This is a genomic window from Streptomyces sp. NPDC101118, from assembly GCF_044759445.1.
In the GTDB taxonomy this organism is placed as follows: Bacteria; Actinomycetota; Actinomycetes; order Streptomycetales; family Streptomycetaceae; genus Streptomyces.
The window spans coordinates 237,153-253,508 of record NZ_JBIVZG010000004.1; the positions used below are offsets into that span (position 1 = coordinate 237,153).

The following is a 16,356-nucleotide window of genomic DNA, read 5'->3' on the forward strand; positions in this document are numbered from 1 at the left end:
GCTCCCCTCGGGTGGTCAGGCGTCCAGGGAGGGCAGCAGCAGGGCGCGGCGGCCGTGCAGCCCGCCCTGCTCGATGCGCCGGTGCACGTCGGCGGCGGCGCTGAGCGGCAGCCGCTCGACGGAGCGGGGGCGCAGGGTGCCGGCGGCGAGCAGCCGGTTGATGGCCACGGCGGCCTCGGCGAGTTCGGCGGCGGTGGCGCTGGAGATGACGAAGCCGCGGACCGAGCCGTCCTTCATGTACAGGGCTCCGGCGGGCAGTACGGGCTCGGTGCGGGCGCCCGCGAGGAGCACGATGCGGCCGCGGGGTGCGAGCAGCGCGACGGCGGCGGCCAGGTCGTTGCGGCCGGAGGTGTCGAGGTGCAGGTCGATGCGGCCGGCGAGGGCCCCGGCGGCCGCGGGGTCGCGGTAGTCGAGCACCTCGTGGGCGCCGAGGGAGCGCACGTACTCGGCGTCCTCGGCGCGGGCGGTGGCGATGACGCGGGCGCCGGCCTCGGCGGCCATGACGGTCATGGCCGAGCCGACGTTGCCGGCGGCCCCGGCGACCAGGACGGTCTCGCCGGCGCGCAGGCCGCCGTGGGTGAAGAGGCCGAGGTAGGCGGTGGCGGCCGGGTGGACGACGGCGACGGCGTCGTGCGGGTCGGCGCCCTCGGGCAGCCGGTAGAGGCGGTCGCCGGGGACGACGGCCAGTTCTGCGGCCGGTCCCTGACGGCCCGCGTGGCCGAGGCTGTTGCTCCACACCCGGTCGCCGGGACGGAACGCGGCGGCGCCCGGGCCGGCCTCGACGACGGTGCCGACGAGATCGCGGCTGATCACGAACGGGAAGCCCAGCGGGGTGCGGTAGAGGCCGGAGCGGACGAAGGTGTCCACCGGGTTCACCGTGGTGGCCGTGACGCGCACCAGGACGTCGGTCGGCCCGGGAAGCGGGTCGGGGAGTTCGCCGTACCGGATGGCGTCCGGGGTCCCGAGGTCTTCGATGAAGGCAGCACGCATACCACGGGAGTCTGGCCGGGCCCCGGCGGCCCGGCACCCTGCCGCCCGCCAGTCTGTCAACTCTCGCTGACGCCATCGGGCTTCCTTCCGTACGGTGTGCCGCGTGGAACTGGAATTCACTGACGCAGAACCGGGATCCGCCCTGCTCGACGGGCCGGTCCGGACCCTCTACCGGAACCTCCGTCCGGCCCTGACGGACGACTCCTTCACCGACTTCGCCCGGGAGGCCGCCGGGCAGGGCCTGGTCTTCACCGTGGGCCTGAGCAGCGGCGAGGCCGTGGGCGTGGCCGGCCACCGCGTGCTGGCCACCAGCCGGGGCCGGGTGCTGTTCGTCGACGACCTGGTCACCGGTCCGGCCCTGCGCGGAGGCGGTTTCGGCGCGGCGCTCTTCGGTGAGCTGGAGCGCCGGGCGCGGGCGGCCGGCTGCGTGCGCATCGAGCTGGACTCGGGGGTGGTGAACCGCGGGGCGCACCGCTTCTACCACCGGCAGCGGATGTCCGTGGCCGCCTTCCACTTCGCGTACGAGCTCCCCGCCGCGGGCTGACCACCCGCCCGTACGAACCCCCGCCGCGGGCTGGGCCACCCGCCCGCCCGGACCCGCCGGATTTCCGGAATCGTTCGGTCCCCCGATATCCCGGCACCGCCCCACCTGACGTACTCCATTACCGTCAACCCCGCCTCTGAACAGGGAACTTGACGGACCTCCCGGGCATTCTTTGACCCTCCGCCGCGACGCTCAGCAAGCTCTCGGCCATGGCTCAGACGACACACACCGAAACCCCGATCTTCGAACTCAGCTCCTCGCTCCACGTCGACGCGGCCCCGGAAGAGGTCTACGCCGTCGTCAGCGACCTCGGCCGCAGTGGCGAATGGAGCCCGGAATGCGTCGGCGGCGCATGGATCAGCGGTGAGCCCCGCACCGTCGGCTCGGTGTTCCGCGGCGAGAACCTGCGCTCCGACGACGTGGTCGGCTGGGCGCCCGTCGTGCGCGGCACCTGGTTCACCGAGTCCGAGGTCGTGGCCGCCGAGCCCGGCCGGATCTTCGACTGGGCCATGCGCGACAGCGCCGGCCGCAGGCAGGAGAGCGTCTGGGGCTTCGCCATCGCCCCCGAGGGCACCGGCTCCCGCCTCACCCACCACTTCCGGATGGGCTCCGCCACCGAGGGCATCAAGGGCATCACGGCGGAGATGACCGCCGAGCGGAAGCAGCAGTTCTTCACCGAATGGGGCGCGAAGGTCGAGGGCGACCTCGGTGCCACGCTCGCCCGCATCAAGGACGTCGTCGAGGAGAACTGACCGGTTCCGGGAATTCCCCTCCCCGCCGGGAGCGGGAAAGGGAATTCCCGGAGAACCGCAGCCCGCCGGAATTCCGGCGCTCCCTCCCCACCATCCCACGCAGTGGAGTCGCGGTTTCCCCGACCGGATTCCCGTACCCAAAGACGAGATTGGCCATATGCTTCTGCAGCGCATAGGAAATCGTGGAATCCGCCTGGGAACCCTCTTCGAGCGAGCTGCTTCCCGGCACCCCTCGAACGTCCTGATCCTCGACCACGACCTCGACACCGCACCGCAGCTCGGCCGCCGCGCCACGATCGCCGAGGCCGCCGACGCCGTGGACGACCTCGCCTCCCGGCTGTGGGCCGTCGGCGTCCGCCCCGGCACCCGCGTCGTCGTCTACAAGACCGACGGCTTCGACATCACCCTCATGGCCTGCGCCGCCGCCCGCGTCGGCGCGGTCCCGGTGCTGCTCTCCCCGCAGCTCGACGGCGCCACCGCCGCCGAGCTGGTCCGCCGCACCGAGCAGCCGTTCCTGGTCACCGACCGGACCAAGCTGGACACGGAGCTGCCGGAGGAGGTCTTCGCGCTGGCCGAGCGCGTGATCCTCACCTCCGGCGACCACGAGCAGGCCACCGCCCTCGCCTCGCTGGCCGGCGTACGGCGCATCCCGCCGGTCACCATGCCGCCGGACCACCCGACCCTCATCACCCACACCTCCGGCACCACCGGCACCCCGAAGCTCGCGGTCCACACCGGCCGCAGCCTCCAGGCCCGTTACCTGCCGCAGGCCACCGCCGTCCGCCCGGTGCTGCCCGGCCGCGAGACGATCGCGCTGCACGTCTCGTTCGTCCACTCGCGGCTCTTCACCGCCCTGGCGATCTCGCTCCTGCGCGGCTTCCCGATCGTCGTGCTGCGCGACTCCGAGCCCGCGCACGTCGCGGACCTCTTCGCCCGCCTCAGGCCCGGCGTGCTGGAGGCCCACCCCAACTCCTTCATGGAGTGGGAGGAGCTGGCGGACGACCCGCGCGGCCCGCTGTCCAACGTGAAGCTCTTCAGCTCCACCTTCGACGCGATCCACCCGCGCACCGTGCGCACCCTGCTGGCCGCCACCCGCCGCCGCGGCGCGCTCTTCGGCCAGCTGTACGGCCAGAGCGAGGTCGGCCCCGCCGTGGTGCGCGCCTTCTCCCGCCGCCGCGGCGAGGACGAGGACGGCCGCTGCGTGGGCGTCCCCTTCCCCGGCATGACGGACGTCCGCGTGGTCAGCCGCGACGGCAACCCGCCCTCCGCGGACAACCCCGGCTACATCGAGGTCCGCAGCGACGGCCGGATCGTCACCTACCTCGGCGAGCAGCAGCGGTACGACAAGCAGCTCTCCGACGGCGGCTGGTGGCGCATGGGCGACGTCGGCTACCGCACCAAGTGGGGCTGCGTGCACCTGCTGGACCGCGAGGTCGACCTCATCGAGGACTTCGGTTCCACGCTCGCCGCCGAGGACACCCTCTTCGGCCGGCTCGACGAGCTGACCGAGGTCATCATCATCCCCGGCCCCGACGGCCGCGCCACCCCCATCGTCTGCACCAAGAACGACGAGCCGCTGGACAGCGTCCGCTGGCAGTCGGCCGCGTCCCTGCTCAACCCGATGGCCGAGCCGGTGCACATGCGCCTGGACGAGCTGCCGCAGACCGCCACCACCAAGATCAAGCGCCTGGAGCTGGCCCGGCTGCTCGCCGACCGCCTCCCCGTGGGCGCCTGACCGCTGCCCGGAGACGACATGTCAAGGATCATCATCGTGGGCGGCGGCATCGGCGGACTCGCCACCGCCCTCAGCGTGAGCGCGCGGGGCCACCAGGTCCTCGTACTCGAACGCGCCCCGGAGTTCGCCGAGATCGGCGCGGGCATCCAGCTCGCCCCCAACGGCCTGCACGCCCTCGACCGGCTCGGCGTCGGCGAGGAGACCCGCGCCATCACCGTCCGCATGGACGAACTCCGCTTCATGGACGGCGTCTCCGGGCGCCACGTCACCAGCCTGCCGCTCACCGAGGAGTACCGGGAGCGGTTCGGCAACCCGTACGCCGTCGTCCACCGCGCCGAACTCCACCGCATCCTCCTGGAGCGCTGCCTGGCCGACGACCGCGTCGAGCTGCGCGGCGACTGCGAGGTCACCGGCTACGGCCAGAGCCCGCACGACGCCACCGTCCTCCTGAAGGACGGCGGGCAGCTCACCGCCGACGCCGTCATCGGCGCCGACGGCATCAACTCCGCGATCCGCGCCCAGCTCGTCGGCGACGGCGCCCCCCGGATCTCCGGGATCACCGTCTACCGGGCCGTGATCCCCATGGCCGAGGTGCCGGCGGAGCTCCGCGACCTGGCGCACATGGACCGCGCCGTCGCCTGGTGGGCCGGTCCCCACTGCCACCTCGTGCACTACCCGATCGCCGGCGGCCGCCACCTCAACCTGGCCGCCAGCAAGGACGACGGCGGCACCGAGGCGTTCGCCGGCCGACCGGTCGACGAGGCCACCGTGCTCGGGGAGTTCGCGGGCCTCGGCGACACCGCCCGCCGGCTCCTCTCGCTGGGCCGCGGCTGGAAGACCTGGATGCTCGTCGACCGCGACCCGGCCGACACCTGGACCGACGGCCGCGTCGCCCTCCTCGGCGACGCCGCCCACCCGATGCTCCACTACGCCGCCCAGGGCGCCTGCCAGGCCCTGGAGGACGCCATCGTGCTCGGCGAACTGCTCGACTGCCCGGCCGGCTCCTTCGCCGCCCGCTTCGAGGAGTACACCGCCCTGCGCCGCGAGCGCACCGCCCGCGTCCAGCTCGCCGCCCGCTGGTCCACCGCCCTCTGGCATCCCTCCGGCGAGGCTGCGGCGTCACGCAACACGCTGCTGGAGTCCCTCACCCCGGCCGAGCTGACCGACCACGTCACCTGGATGCACGGCGTACGCGACCCGCTGCGCGACTCCCTCACGGGGACGGCGCCCACCCGCGCCGCCCTCACCCGTCCCGCCACCAGCCCGATCGGAGCCACCGCATGACCGCGTCCACCGAGAACCATGCCGAACTGTGCGTCGTGGGCGCCGGCCCGCGCGGCCTCTCCGTCATCGAGCGGCTGCTCGCCCGTGAGCGGCACACCCCCCGCCACGCCTCCGTGACCCTGCACGTCGTCGACCCGGCGGCGCCCGGCGCCGGCGCCGTGTGGCGCACCGAGCAGTCCCGGCACCTGCTGATGAACACCGTCAGCTCGCAGATCACCGTCTACACCGACGCCAGCTCCCGGATCGACGGCCCGATCGAGCCCGGCCCCAGCCTCTACGAGTGGGCCCGCTCCCTCGCCCTGCTCGGCACCGACGGCGAGCACTCCGAGGAGACCCTCGCCGAGGCCCGCTCCCTCGGCCCCAACACCTACCCCTCGCGCGCCTTCTACGGGGAGTACCTGCGCGACAGCTTCCGGCGCCTGGTCGCCGGCGCCCCCGCGCACGTCACGGTCGAGGTCCACCGCGCCCGCGCCGTCGCCATCGCCGACACCCAGGGCATCCCCGGCGGCCCCCAGGGCGTCCGCCTGGACAACGGCACCCGCCTCGACGACCTCGACGGCATCGTGCTCGCCCTCGGCCACGTCCCGGCCCGCCTCTCGGTCCGCGAGGAGCGCACCGCGAGCCTCTCGCGCATCCACCACCTGACCTACGTCACCCCCGGCAACCCGGCCGACGTGGACCTCAGCACCATCGAGGCCGGGCAGCCGGTCCTGCTGCGCGGCCTCGGCCTCAACTTCTTCGACCACATGGCGCTGTTCTCCGCCGGCCGCGGCGGCACGTACCAGCGGCGCGCGGACGGCACGCTGGGCTACCTGCCCTCCGGCCGCGAGCCGAAGCTGTACGCCTTCTCGCGGCGCGGCGTCCCCTACCACGCCCGCGGCGAGAACGAGAAGGGCACCGACGGCCGGTACTTCCCCCGCCTGCTCACCGCCGAGTTCATCTCCGGGCTGCGCGAGCGCGCCGAGGCCGGCGTACCGGTCAACTTCTCCGCCGACCTGTGGCCGGTGATCTCCCGCGAGGTCGAGTCCGTCTACTACGCGACCCTGCTCGCCGCCTGCGGCCTCGGCGACGAGGACCGCGAGCGGTTCACCCGCCGGTACCTCGCCTTCCCGCACGGCGTCGACGCCGGCGGCCTGCTCACCGAGTACGGCATCGGCGAGGCGGACCGCTGGGACTGGGAGCGGCTCTCCCGCCCGTACGGCGACCGGAAGTTCACCAGCCGCGCCGAGTTCCACGCCTGGCTGGTCGAGCACCTCGCCGCGGACGTCGTGGCCGCCAAGGAGGGCAACGTCAGCGGCCCCCTCAAGGCCGCCCTCGACGTCATGCGCGACCTGCGGAACGAGATCCGCCTCGCCGTCGACCACGGCGGCCTGGAGGGCAACTCCCACCGCGACGACCTGGAGGGCTGGTACACGCCGCTGAACGCCTTCCTCTCGATCGGCCCGCCGGCCTCCCGCATCGAGGAGATGATCGCGCTGATCGAGGCCGGGGTGCTCACCGTCACCGGTCCGGGCACCGTCGTCCGCATCGACACCGCCACCAAGCAGTACGTCGCCGAGTCCACGGAGGTCCCCGGCGAGGCGATCCGCTCCACCGCCCTCATCGAGGCGCGCCTGCCGGAGCCGGACATCCGCCGCACCGCCGACCCGCTGCTCCAGCACCTGCTCAACACCGACCAGGCGGCCCCGTACCGGATCGCGGGCACGCACGGCACGTCGTACGAGACCGGTGGCCTCGCCGTCACCGAGCGGCCGTACCACCTGATCGACGGGCGTGGCCAGGCCCACCCGCGGCGCTTCGCGTACGGCGTTCCGACCGAGGCCGTGCACTGGGTCACCGCCGCCGGCATCCGCCCGGGCGTGGACTCCGTGACCCTCGGCGACTCCGACGCCATCGCCGGCGCGGCCCTGGCGCTGCCGCGCGCCACGCAGGTGCCCGCCGGGGTGCGGCCGGTCGTCTCCGACGCGGCCCTGACCGGTGTGATCGTGTGACCGGCCCGCTCGACGGGGGGCCGCCGCGGGGCGGCCTCCCGGCGGCCGGGGGGCCCTTTGCCGGGGGTTCCCCGCGGGCCGGGCGGCCTTCTGGTGGGGGCTCCGGGCGGAAGGGGGAGCCCCTTGCCGGGGGTTCCCCGCGGGCCGGGGGGCCCTCTGCGGAGGGTTCCGCACCGAGCGGGGCGCCTCTTGCCGGAGGTTCCCCGTCGGATGGGGGGCGGCCGGGCGGCGGGCGGGTTCCCGTCGACGTCGGCCTGCTGTCCCCCGTCCGGGCCGGCACCCCGGTCGAGGCCGCCACGGACGACCGGGCGTGGTTCGCCGCCATGCTCGGCGCCGAGGCGGCCCTCGCCCGGGCCCAGGCCCGGCTCGGCACCCTGCCGCCCGCGGCCGCCGAGGTGATCACCGCAGCCGCCGACCCCGACCTGTACGACGTACGGGCCCTGGCGCTGGCCGCCCGCGAGACCGCCAACCCGGTGGTCGGCCTGGTCGCCGCGCTCACCGCCGAGGTCGCCCGCCGCGACCCGGCCGCCGCCGACTTCGTCCACCGCGGATCCACCAGCCAGGACGTCTTCGACACCGGCGCCATGCTGGTGGCCCGGCGGGCCCTGCGGCTGGTCCGCGCCGACCTGCGCCGGACCGCCGCCGCCCTCGCGGAGCTGGCCCGGGACCACCGAGACACTCCCGTCGCCGGCCGCACCCTCGCCATGCAGGCCGTCCCCACCACCTTCGGCCTCAAGGCCGCCGGCTGGCGGGAGCTGGTCCTCGACGCCGAACACCGGCTGTCCGCCGTCCTGGAGAGCGGGCTGCCGGTCTCCCTCGGCGGCGCCGCCGGCACCCTCGCCGGCTACCTGGAGTACGCCGAACTCGACTCCGGCTCCGGCTTCGACCGCGAGCGGTACCTCGACGACCTGGTCGACGCCTTCGCCGACGAGACCGGACTGGCCCGGCCGGTACTGCCCTGGCACACCCTGCGCACCCCGCTCGCCGACCTCGGTGCGGCCCTCGCCTTCACCGCCGGCGCCCTCGGCAAGATCGCCGTGGACGTGCAGGGCCTGGCCAGGACCGAGACCGGGGAGGTCAGCGAGCCCGGCCCGGCCGGCCGGGGCGGTTCCTCCGCCATGCCGCACAAGCGCAACCCCGTACTCGCGACCCTGCTGCGCAGCGCCGCGATCCAGGTGCCGCCGCTGGCCGCCGGGCTCGCGCAGTGCCTGCTCGCGGAGGACGAGCGGTCCGCCGGAGCCTGGCACGCCGAGTGGCTGCTGCTGCGCGAGTGCCTGCGGCTCGCCGGCGGGGCCGCGCACACCGCGGTCGAACTGGCCGAGGGGCTGGCCGTGGACGAGGAGCGGATGCGGGCCAACCTCGCCCTCACCCGCGGTCAGATCGTCTCCGAACGGCTGGCCGCCCGCCTCACCCCGGAGCTCGGCAAGGCAGCCGCCAAACGGCTGCTCACCGCCGCCTCCGCACACCCGGGCCCGCTCGCCGAGGCACCCGAGCTGGCGGGCCGGCTCACCCCGGCCGAACGGGCCGAACTGTGCGAGCCGGCCCGGTACACGGGCGCCGCCGGCCTCCTGGTCGACCGCGCGCTGAACCGCGGGGACAGCAGGGACGGCAAGGGCAGCAGGGACAGCAGGGACAGCAGAGAACACGGATAGGGCAGGACCCCGGAGCTTCGGAAGGGACCCGATGAACGTGCACAACGGCCGCCACCACGGACGGTGGATCACCGAGTGGGACCCGGAGGACCCCGTCTTCTGGGAGCGCACCGGCCGCCACGTCGCCCGCCGCAACCTCTGGCTCTCCGTGCTCTCGGAGCACATCGGCTTCTCCGTGTGGAGCATGTGGTCCGTCCTCGTGCTCTTCATGTCCCCGGAGATCGGCTTCGACTTCACCAAGTCGGAGAAGTTCCTCCTGGTCATCACCCCCACCCTGGTCGGCGCGGTGCTGCGGCTGCCCTACAGCAGTGCCGTCGCCCGCTTCGGCGGCCGCAACTGGACGGTCTTCGCCTCCGGGGTGCTGCTCGTGCCGGCCGGCCTCGCCGCGTACTTCGTCCAGCGTCCCGGCACCCCGCTGTGGGTGTTCCTGCTCGTCGGCGCCCTCGGGGGCGTCGGCGGCGGCAACTTCGCCTCCTCGATGACCAACATCACCGCCTTCTACCCGCTGCGCCACCAGGGCTGGGCCCTCGGACTCAACGCGGGCGGCGGCAACCTCGGCGTGGCCGTGGTCCAGCTGCTCGGCCTGCTGGTCATCGCGACCGCCGGCGACACCCACCCCTCGTACGTCGCCGCCGTCTACCTCCCGCTGATCGCCCTCGCGGCCGTGCTGGCCGCGCTCAGGATGGACAACCTGGCGAGCGTACGCACCGAGAAGGGCGCCCTCCGCGAGGCGGCCGCCCACCCCCACTCCTGGTGGATCTCCGCCCTCTACATCGGCACCTTCGGCTCCTTCATCGGCTACGGCTTCGCCTTCGGCCTGGTGCTGCAGAGCCAGTTCGGCTCCACCGCGCTGGAGGCCGCCTCGGCCACCTTCCTGGGCCCGCTGCTCGGCTCGCTCTCCCGGCCCGTCGGCGGCAGGCTCGCCGACCGGTTCGGCGGCGCGCGCGTGACGTTCTGGAACTTCCTCGCCATGGCCGCCGGCACCGCGGTGCTGCTCGCCGCGTCCGCAGGCGGCTCCTTCGGCCTGTTCATCGGCGCCTTCACCGTGCTCTTCGTACTGAGCGGGCTGGGCAACGGCTCGACGTACAAGATGATCCCCGCCGTGCACGCGGCCGAGGCCGAGCGCGCCGTGGCCGCCGGGCACGACGCCGCCGACGCCTTCACCCGCTCCCGCCGCCTGTCCGGCGCCGTCATCGGCATCGCCGGAGCCGTCGGCGCACTCGGCGGGGTGGGCATCAACTTCGCCTTCCGCACCGCGTACGGCACCTGGGGCTCCGGCACCGCCGCCTTCGCCGTGTTCCTCGCGTACTACGGCCTGTGCATGCTGCTGGTGCGCGCGGTGTACCTGCGGCGCGGTCCGGGGCGCGGCCAGGACCCGGACACGTCGCCCGCGGCCCCGTCGTCCGCGGCCGGCCCGGCCGCCCGGGTGCGGAGCGGCGCGGGTGTCTGAGGTGCGTACGGCGCGGGTGGCTGAGGTGCGTACGGCCCGGGGGTCCGGCGTGCATGCGGCCCAAAAGGCCGAGGCACGCCCGGCCCGGGTCGACACGCACTGCCCGTACTGCGCCCTCCAGTGCGGGACCGTGCTGGAACGGGACGGGGTCGGCGGGGACTTGGACGGCGGGGACTGGCACGGGGACGGCGGGGACTGGCACGGTGTCACCGTCCGGCCCCGCGAGGACTTCCCCGTCAACCGGGGCGGCCTGTGCCAGAAGGGCTGGACCGCGCCCGAGGTGCTGGGCGTCGCCGACCGGCTGCGCACGCCCCTGGTCCACGGCCGCCCCGCGACCTGGGACGAGGCACTCGACACCGTCGCCGACGGCCTGCGCCGGATCCAGGACCGGTACGGGAAGGACGCCGCGGCCGTCTTCGGCGGCGGCTCCCTCACCAACGAAAAGGCCTACCAGCTCGGGAAGTTCGCCCGCGTCGCCCTCGGCACGAGCCAGATCGACTACAACGGCCGCTTCTGCATGTCCTCCGCAGCGGCGGCCGCCAACGCGGCCTTCGGCGCCGACCGCGGCCTGCCGTTCCCCGTCACCGACCTCGGCACCGCGGACGTCGTCCTGATCGCCGGCGGCAACCCGGCCGAGACCATGCCGCCGCTGATGCGGCACCTGGAGCACCCCGACCTGATCGTCATCGACCCGCGGCGCACCCGCACCGCCCGGCAGGCCGCGCTGCACCTCCAGCCCGCTCCCGGCACCGACCTCGCACTCGCCCTCGGGCTGCTGCACGTCGCCGTGGCCGAGGGGCTGGCCGACCGGGCGTACGTCGACCGGCGCACCACCGGCTTCGACGCCGCCTGGCAGCGCGCCGCGGCCTGGTGGCCCGAGCGCACCGAGCGCGTCACGGGCGTGCCCGCGGCACAGCTCCGCGAGGCCGTCCGCATGCTGGGCGGCGCGGAGCGCGCGTACGTGCTGACCGGGCGCGGCGCGGAGCAGCACAGCAAGGGTTCCGACACGGTCGCCGCCTTCGTCAACCTGGCTCTCGTGCTGGGCCTGCCCGGCCGCGAGGGCGGCGGCTACGGCTGCCTCACCGGCCAGGGCAACGGCCAGGGCGGCCGCGAACTCGGCCAGAAGGCCGACCAGTTGCCGGGGTATCGGATGATCACCGATCCGGCCGCCCGCGAGCACGTGGCGCGGGTCTGGGGCGTGCCGGCGGACTCGCTGCCGGGCCCCGGCCGCAGCGCGTACGAGCTGCTCGACGCGCTCGGCACCGAGGGGGGCCCGCGGGGCCTGCTGGTCTTCGGCTCGAACCCGGTCGTGTCCGCGCCGCACGCGGGCCGGATCCGGGACCGGCTGGCGTCCCTGGACCTGCTGGTGGTGGCCGACTTCGTGCCGTCGGAGACGGCCCGGATGGCGCACGTCGTGCTGCCGGTGGCCCAGTGGGCCGAGGAGGAGGGCACGATGACCAGCCTGGAGGGCAGGGTGCTGCGCAGGCGGCGGCTGCTCCCCCCGCCGCCGGGCGTGCGGACCGACCTGGAGGTGCTGGCCGGACTGGCTGCGCGCCTCGGGGCCACCAACGGCTTCCCGTCCTCCCCGCGCGAGGTCTTCGCGGAGCTGCGCGAGGCCACGCGCGGAGGCATCGCGGACTACTCCGGGGTGAGCTGGGAGCGGCTGGACGCGGGCGAGGTGCTGCACTGGCCCTGCCCCGAAGGCGGCGACGGCACGCCCCGGCTCTTCCTGGACGCCTTCGCGCACCCCGACGGCCGGGCCCGCTTCGCGGCCGTGGACCACCGGGACAGTGCGGAACTGCCGTCCGCGGAGTACCCGTTGTACGGGACCACAGGACGCGTCCTGGCCCAGTACCAGTCCGGTGCGCAGACGCGCCGCGTGCCGGAACTGGTCGCGGCCGCGGGCGAGCCGTATCTGGAGGTCCACCCCGACACCGCGGAACGGGCCGGTCTGGCCGACGGCTCCCTCGCGCGGGTGTCCTCGCCGCGCGGAGGCGCGGTGGCGCGGGTCCGCTACGACGGCGCCCTGCGCACCGACACCGTCTTCCTGCCCTTCCACTGGCCGGGCGGAGCGAGCGCGAACCTCTTCACGAACCCGGCCCTGGACCCGCGCAGCCGGATGCCGGAGTTCAAGGTGTGCGCGGTCCGGATCGGGCCGGCGGGGGAGGCGGAGGGTGCGGAGCCGGGGGCAGTTGCTTCGACTTGGGGCGACGGTGTTCCTGGCTCTGCCGCGAACTCGGCTTCTGGCGAGGCTGGTTCGGATCATGTTGCGAACTCGGTTTGCGGACACGGCGGTTCGGGTCGCACGCTGAAGTCGACTGCGCAATCTGGCGGTTCGGGCTCGTCGCGGAACTCTGCCTTCAGCAAAGGCCGTTCGGGATCCACTCCAAACTCGGGTTCCGAGAGCGCCCGTTCGGAGGGATCTTCGAACTCGGCTATGGGCAGCGTCGGTTGGACCTCGGGTCGCGCGGCTGTGGCTGGCTTGGCTTCAGATGAGGCCGGCTCGGCTGCGGCCGGGGCCGGCACGACCGGGGCCGGGGCTGCTCCGGCGACGGCCGGCGCGGGAACGGCTGGCGGCGGCTCGGTCTCGGATCCGGCTTCCGCCGGAACGGGCGCGGACGGCTCCGCTGCGCGCGTGACCGCCGGCCCGGATCCAGGGGCGCGCCCGGCTGCCGGCCTGGATGCAAGGACGCGCCCGGCTGCCGGCCCGGACGCACGCGCCGAGGCTGCTCCGGCCGTGACGGCCCCGGGCCGGATGGTGGCGGGCGCGGGCGGGCCCGGGGTGCGGACGGAACCGCCGGCCTCCGGAGAGGCGGGGGCGGCATGACCGGGCCCGGAGTGGTGGTCGTCGGGAACGGTACGGCCGGGCGGGCGGTGGCCGAGCGGCTGGTGGCCCGCGGGGTCGCCGTGACCGTACTGGGCGAGGAGGCCGCGTACCACCGGCCGCTGCTGGCCGGCGTGCTGTCCGGTGCCCTGCCGGCGGCGGCGCTGGAACTGCCGCCGGTGCCGGGCACGCGGGCCGGGGTACGGGTGACCGGCCTCGACCTCGCGCGCCGGGTCGTGCGGTGCGCCGACGGTACGGAGGTGCCGTACGCGCAGCTGGTGCTGGCCACGGGTACGGTGCCCCGGCTGCCGGAGCTGCCGGGCATCGACGGGCCGGGCGTCGTGGTGCCCCGTACCGCGGCGGCCTGCGCGGCGCTTCCCGAGGGCGCGGCGGTGGTGCTGGGCGGGGGCCCGCTGGCGGTGGAGGCCGCCTTCGCCCTGCGCCGGTCGGGCCGCGAGGTCGCGCTGGTCCACCGGGGCCCCTGGCCGCTGGACCGCCACCTGGGCGCTCGTGCGGGAGCCGCGCTGGCCGGACGGCTGACCGCGGCCGGCGTCTCCCTCCACCTGGATGCCGAGGCGGCCGAGTACGTGCCGGGCAAGCTGTTGCTGGCGGACGGCACGGTGCTGCCCGCCGACGTGCTGCTGCCGTGCACCGGAGCGTCTCCCGACACCACCCTCGCCGACGCCGCCGGCCTCCCCACGGCCACCGGCATCCTGGTGGACGCCTCCCTGCGCACCCCCGACCCGCACGTCTGGTCCCTGGGCGGCTGCGCCCAGCCCGTCGCCCCGCGGGAGTTCACGGCGGTACGGCGCGCGCACGAAGCCGCCGGCACCACCCTGGCACGCGCGGCCGGGTGGGCAACACGATCACCCGAAGCCGGACCCGAGGCCAACCGGACGACACCGGCACCCGAAGCCGCGCCCGCGGCCGCGCCGACATTGGCCGGCCCGGGAGCAGCACGGCCGGAACCGGACGCCGCGGCAGCCACGCCCGGCACCCCGGTGCCCCCGCCCGCACCGGGCGCCAGGGCCACCCCTCCGCCGCCCACCCGCACGACCCCCGCCCCGGCAGCCCCACGGGCGGAAACGGCCACCCTCGCCACGCCCGCACGCGCCCCGCGCGTACCCGCACCAGCACCGGCACCGGGGTCGGCGCCGAGCCCATCGGCCGGCGGCACCGGGATCGCCCCCGGCCTCGACGCCACGCAGCCGGCACCCGGCAGCGCGTCCCCCGGCTTCGACACGGTCCTCCGGCAGGCGGACACCCTCGCGGCGGCCCTGGCCACGGTCCTCCAAGCCGAGGCCGGGCCCGACCACGACGCCGACGCCCCCGGCACCCGGGGCCAGGCCCCCACCGGCGCCGGCCGCGGCCCCGGAACCACCACCACAGCCACCACAGCCACAGCCACAGCCACAGCCACCGGCATGACCGACCTGCTCCGTCTCCAGGCGCCCGAGGCCGACGTACTCCGCCTCGGCACGCTCGACGGCGCCCACGAGACCGTCACCTTCAGTGACCCGGCACGGCACCGCCACGCGGAAGTGGCCCTGTGGGAAGGGCGGTTGGCCGGGGCCGTCACTGTGGGCCTCCCGCACGGCGCCGCAGCCCTCACCCGGCTCCACGCCTCCGGCGCCCCCGCGCCCCGGGACCTGCTGGCCCTGCTCCTCGGCACGCCCGCGGTGCTCCCCCGTACCACCGACCCGCTCGACGACGTGATCTGCCACTGCAACAACGTCACCGGCCGGCACCTCGCCGAGGCCCACGCGGCCGGCACCCGGACCCGGGCCGGCACCGGCTGCGGGGGCTGCGCCGAGGACGTCCGGGCGTTCTGTTCCACCCTTGTCCCCACCACCAACGGAGCACAATGACCCGGCACCTGGTCGTCGTCGGCTACGGAATGACGGGCCACCACCTGGTGGCCGAGACCCACGCCCGGGACGACGCCGGCGAGTGGCGGATCACGGTGCTCGGGGAGGAGGACCGCCCCGCGTACGACCGGATCGCCCTCACCACCTGCGCCACCGGCCGTGACCCGGACGAACTCGCCCTCCCCGCACCGGGACCCGGCGCGGCGTCCCTCCGCCTCGCCACCACCGCGATCCACCTCGACCCGGAGGCCCGCACGGTCACCACCGCCACGGGTGAGGCGATCCGGTACGACGCGCTGGTCCTGGCCACCGGCTCACGGCCCTTCGTACCGCCCGTACCCGGGCACGACGGGCCGACCTGCCACGTGTTCCGCACGGTCGACGACGTACGCGCCATCCGCACCGCCGCCCGCCCGGGCCGGCCCGCCGTCGTCGTCGGCGGCGGTCTCCTCGGCCTGGAGGCGGCCGCGGCCCTGCGCGACCTCGGCATGCGCGTGCACGTCGTCGAGCGCGCGCCGTGGCTGATGGCCCTCCAGGTGGACGAGGGTGGCGGAGCAGCGCTCGCCCGCCAGATCACCGCTCTCGGTGTCGAGGTGCACTGCGGGGCCTCGCTCCTCGCCGTGGACCCGGCCGGCGTCGACCTCGACTCCGGCCGCATCCCCGCCGACCTGGTCGTCTTCGCGGCCGGGGTCCGCCCCCGCGACGACCTCGCGACGGCCGCCGGCCTGGCCCGAGCCGAACGCGGCGGCATCCTCACCGACGTCCGCCTCCGCACCTCCGCCCCCGGCATCTGGGCCATCGGCGAGTGCGCCGCGGTGGAGGGCCGCTGCCACGGCATGGTCGCCCCCGGACAGCGCATGGCCGAGGCCGTCGCCGCACAGCTCACCGGCGACCCCGGAGCCGCCTTCCCCGGCGCCGACCTCTCCGCCCGCCTGAAGGTCCTCGGCGTGGAGGTGGCCGGCTTCGGCGACGTCCACGCGCGCGAACCGGGCGCGGTGGAGTTCACCCGCCAGTCCCACACCACCGGCGCCTACGCCAAACTCACCCTCGACGCCGAGGCGCAAACCCTCCTGGGCGCCGTCCTCGCGGGCGACACCCGCCCGTACGCCCGCCTCCGCGCCCTCCACCACACCCCCCTCCCCGCCTCAGCCGACCGCCTCCTCCTGCCGTCCTAGCCTGCGGGTGGTGCCCTCGCCGGCTGCACCGGCTGAGGCGGGATCAGTGCCCCCGCGCCACTCCGGGTGCGCGTACGCCGGTTCCCTCGCG

At 75.3% G+C, this 16,356-nt stretch carries 10 protein-coding genes and 1 pseudogene; 10 read left to right on the top strand and 1 reads right to left on the bottom strand.

Going from position 1 to position 16,356, the window contains the following annotated elements; translation table 11 throughout:
- Positions 1–15 precede the first annotated feature (15 nt).
- On the bottom strand, positions 16–990 hold the full coding sequence (locus tag ACIQUQ_RS09955; protein WP_403973361.1) for an NADPH:quinone reductase: 975 nt from the start codon (positions 988–990) through the stop codon (positions 16–18).
- 103 nt (positions 991–1,093) lie between these two features.
- Here ACIQUQ_RS09955 and ACIQUQ_RS09960 point away from each other — a divergent pair, with 103 nt between their 5' ends.
- The 10 genes and pseudogenes from ACIQUQ_RS09960 to ACIQUQ_RS10005 all read left to right on the top strand — a co-directional run bounded on the left by ACIQUQ_RS09960 (position 1,094) and on the right by ACIQUQ_RS10005 (position 16,265).
- Entirely contained in the window at positions 1,094–1,534 is a 441-nt protein-coding gene (locus ACIQUQ_RS09960; RefSeq protein ID WP_403664466.1) for a GNAT family N-acetyltransferase, read from the top strand.
- A gap of 209 nt (positions 1,535–1,743) precedes the next feature.
- Positions 1,744–2,286: an SRPBCC family protein gene (locus ACIQUQ_RS09965; RefSeq protein ID WP_403973363.1), complete on the top strand. Its 543-nt coding sequence runs from the start codon at positions 1,744–1,746 to the stop codon at positions 2,284–2,286.
- Positions 2,287–2,443: 157 nt separating this feature from the next.
- Positions 2,444–4,021 (top strand): class I adenylate-forming enzyme family protein, encoded by a 1,578-nt coding sequence (locus ACIQUQ_RS09970; RefSeq protein ID WP_403973365.1) that lies wholly within the window; start codon positions 2,444–2,446, stop codon positions 4,019–4,021.
- Between the two features lie 18 nt (positions 4,022–4,039).
- Positions 4,040–5,305 (top strand): FAD-dependent oxidoreductase, encoded by a 1,266-nt coding sequence (locus tag ACIQUQ_RS09975; RefSeq protein WP_403973368.1) that lies wholly within the window; start codon positions 4,040–4,042, stop codon positions 5,303–5,305.
- Positions 5,302–7,296, top strand: coding sequence for an FAD/NAD(P)-binding protein (locus tag ACIQUQ_RS09980; RefSeq protein WP_403973370.1), 1,995 nt, complete (start codon positions 5,302–5,304; stop codon positions 7,294–7,296). The genes ACIQUQ_RS09975 and ACIQUQ_RS09980 overlap by 4 nt, the downstream gene beginning before the upstream one ends.
- 254 nt (positions 7,297–7,550) lie before the next feature.
- Positions 7,551–8,948, top strand: coding sequence for a 3-carboxy-cis,cis-muconate cycloisomerase (gene pcaB, locus ACIQUQ_RS09985; protein WP_403973844.1), 1,398 nt, complete (start codon positions 7,551–7,553; stop codon positions 8,946–8,948).
- A gap of 31 nt (positions 8,949–8,979) precedes the next feature.
- The gene (locus ACIQUQ_RS09990) at positions 8,980–10,398 is read left to right on the top strand and encodes an MFS transporter (RefSeq protein ID WP_403973372.1); all 1,419 of its coding nucleotides are present in this window, start codon (positions 8,980–8,982) and stop codon (positions 10,396–10,398) included.
- Between the two features lie 49 nt (positions 10,399–10,447).
- Positions 10,448–12,574, top strand: a pseudogene (locus ACIQUQ_RS09995) (molybdopterin oxidoreductase family protein); the annotation flags it as partial.
- 647 nt (positions 12,575–13,221) lie between these two features.
- Entirely contained in the window at positions 13,222–15,090 is a 1,869-nt protein-coding gene (locus ACIQUQ_RS10000; RefSeq protein ID WP_403973374.1) for an FAD-dependent oxidoreductase, read from the top strand.
- Entirely contained in the window at positions 15,087–16,265 is a 1,179-nt protein-coding gene (locus ACIQUQ_RS10005) for an NAD(P)/FAD-dependent oxidoreductase (protein ID WP_403973377.1), read from the top strand. The genes ACIQUQ_RS10000 and ACIQUQ_RS10005 overlap by 4 nt, the downstream gene beginning before the upstream one ends.
- The last annotated feature ends 91 nt before the right edge of the window (positions 16,266–16,356 follow it).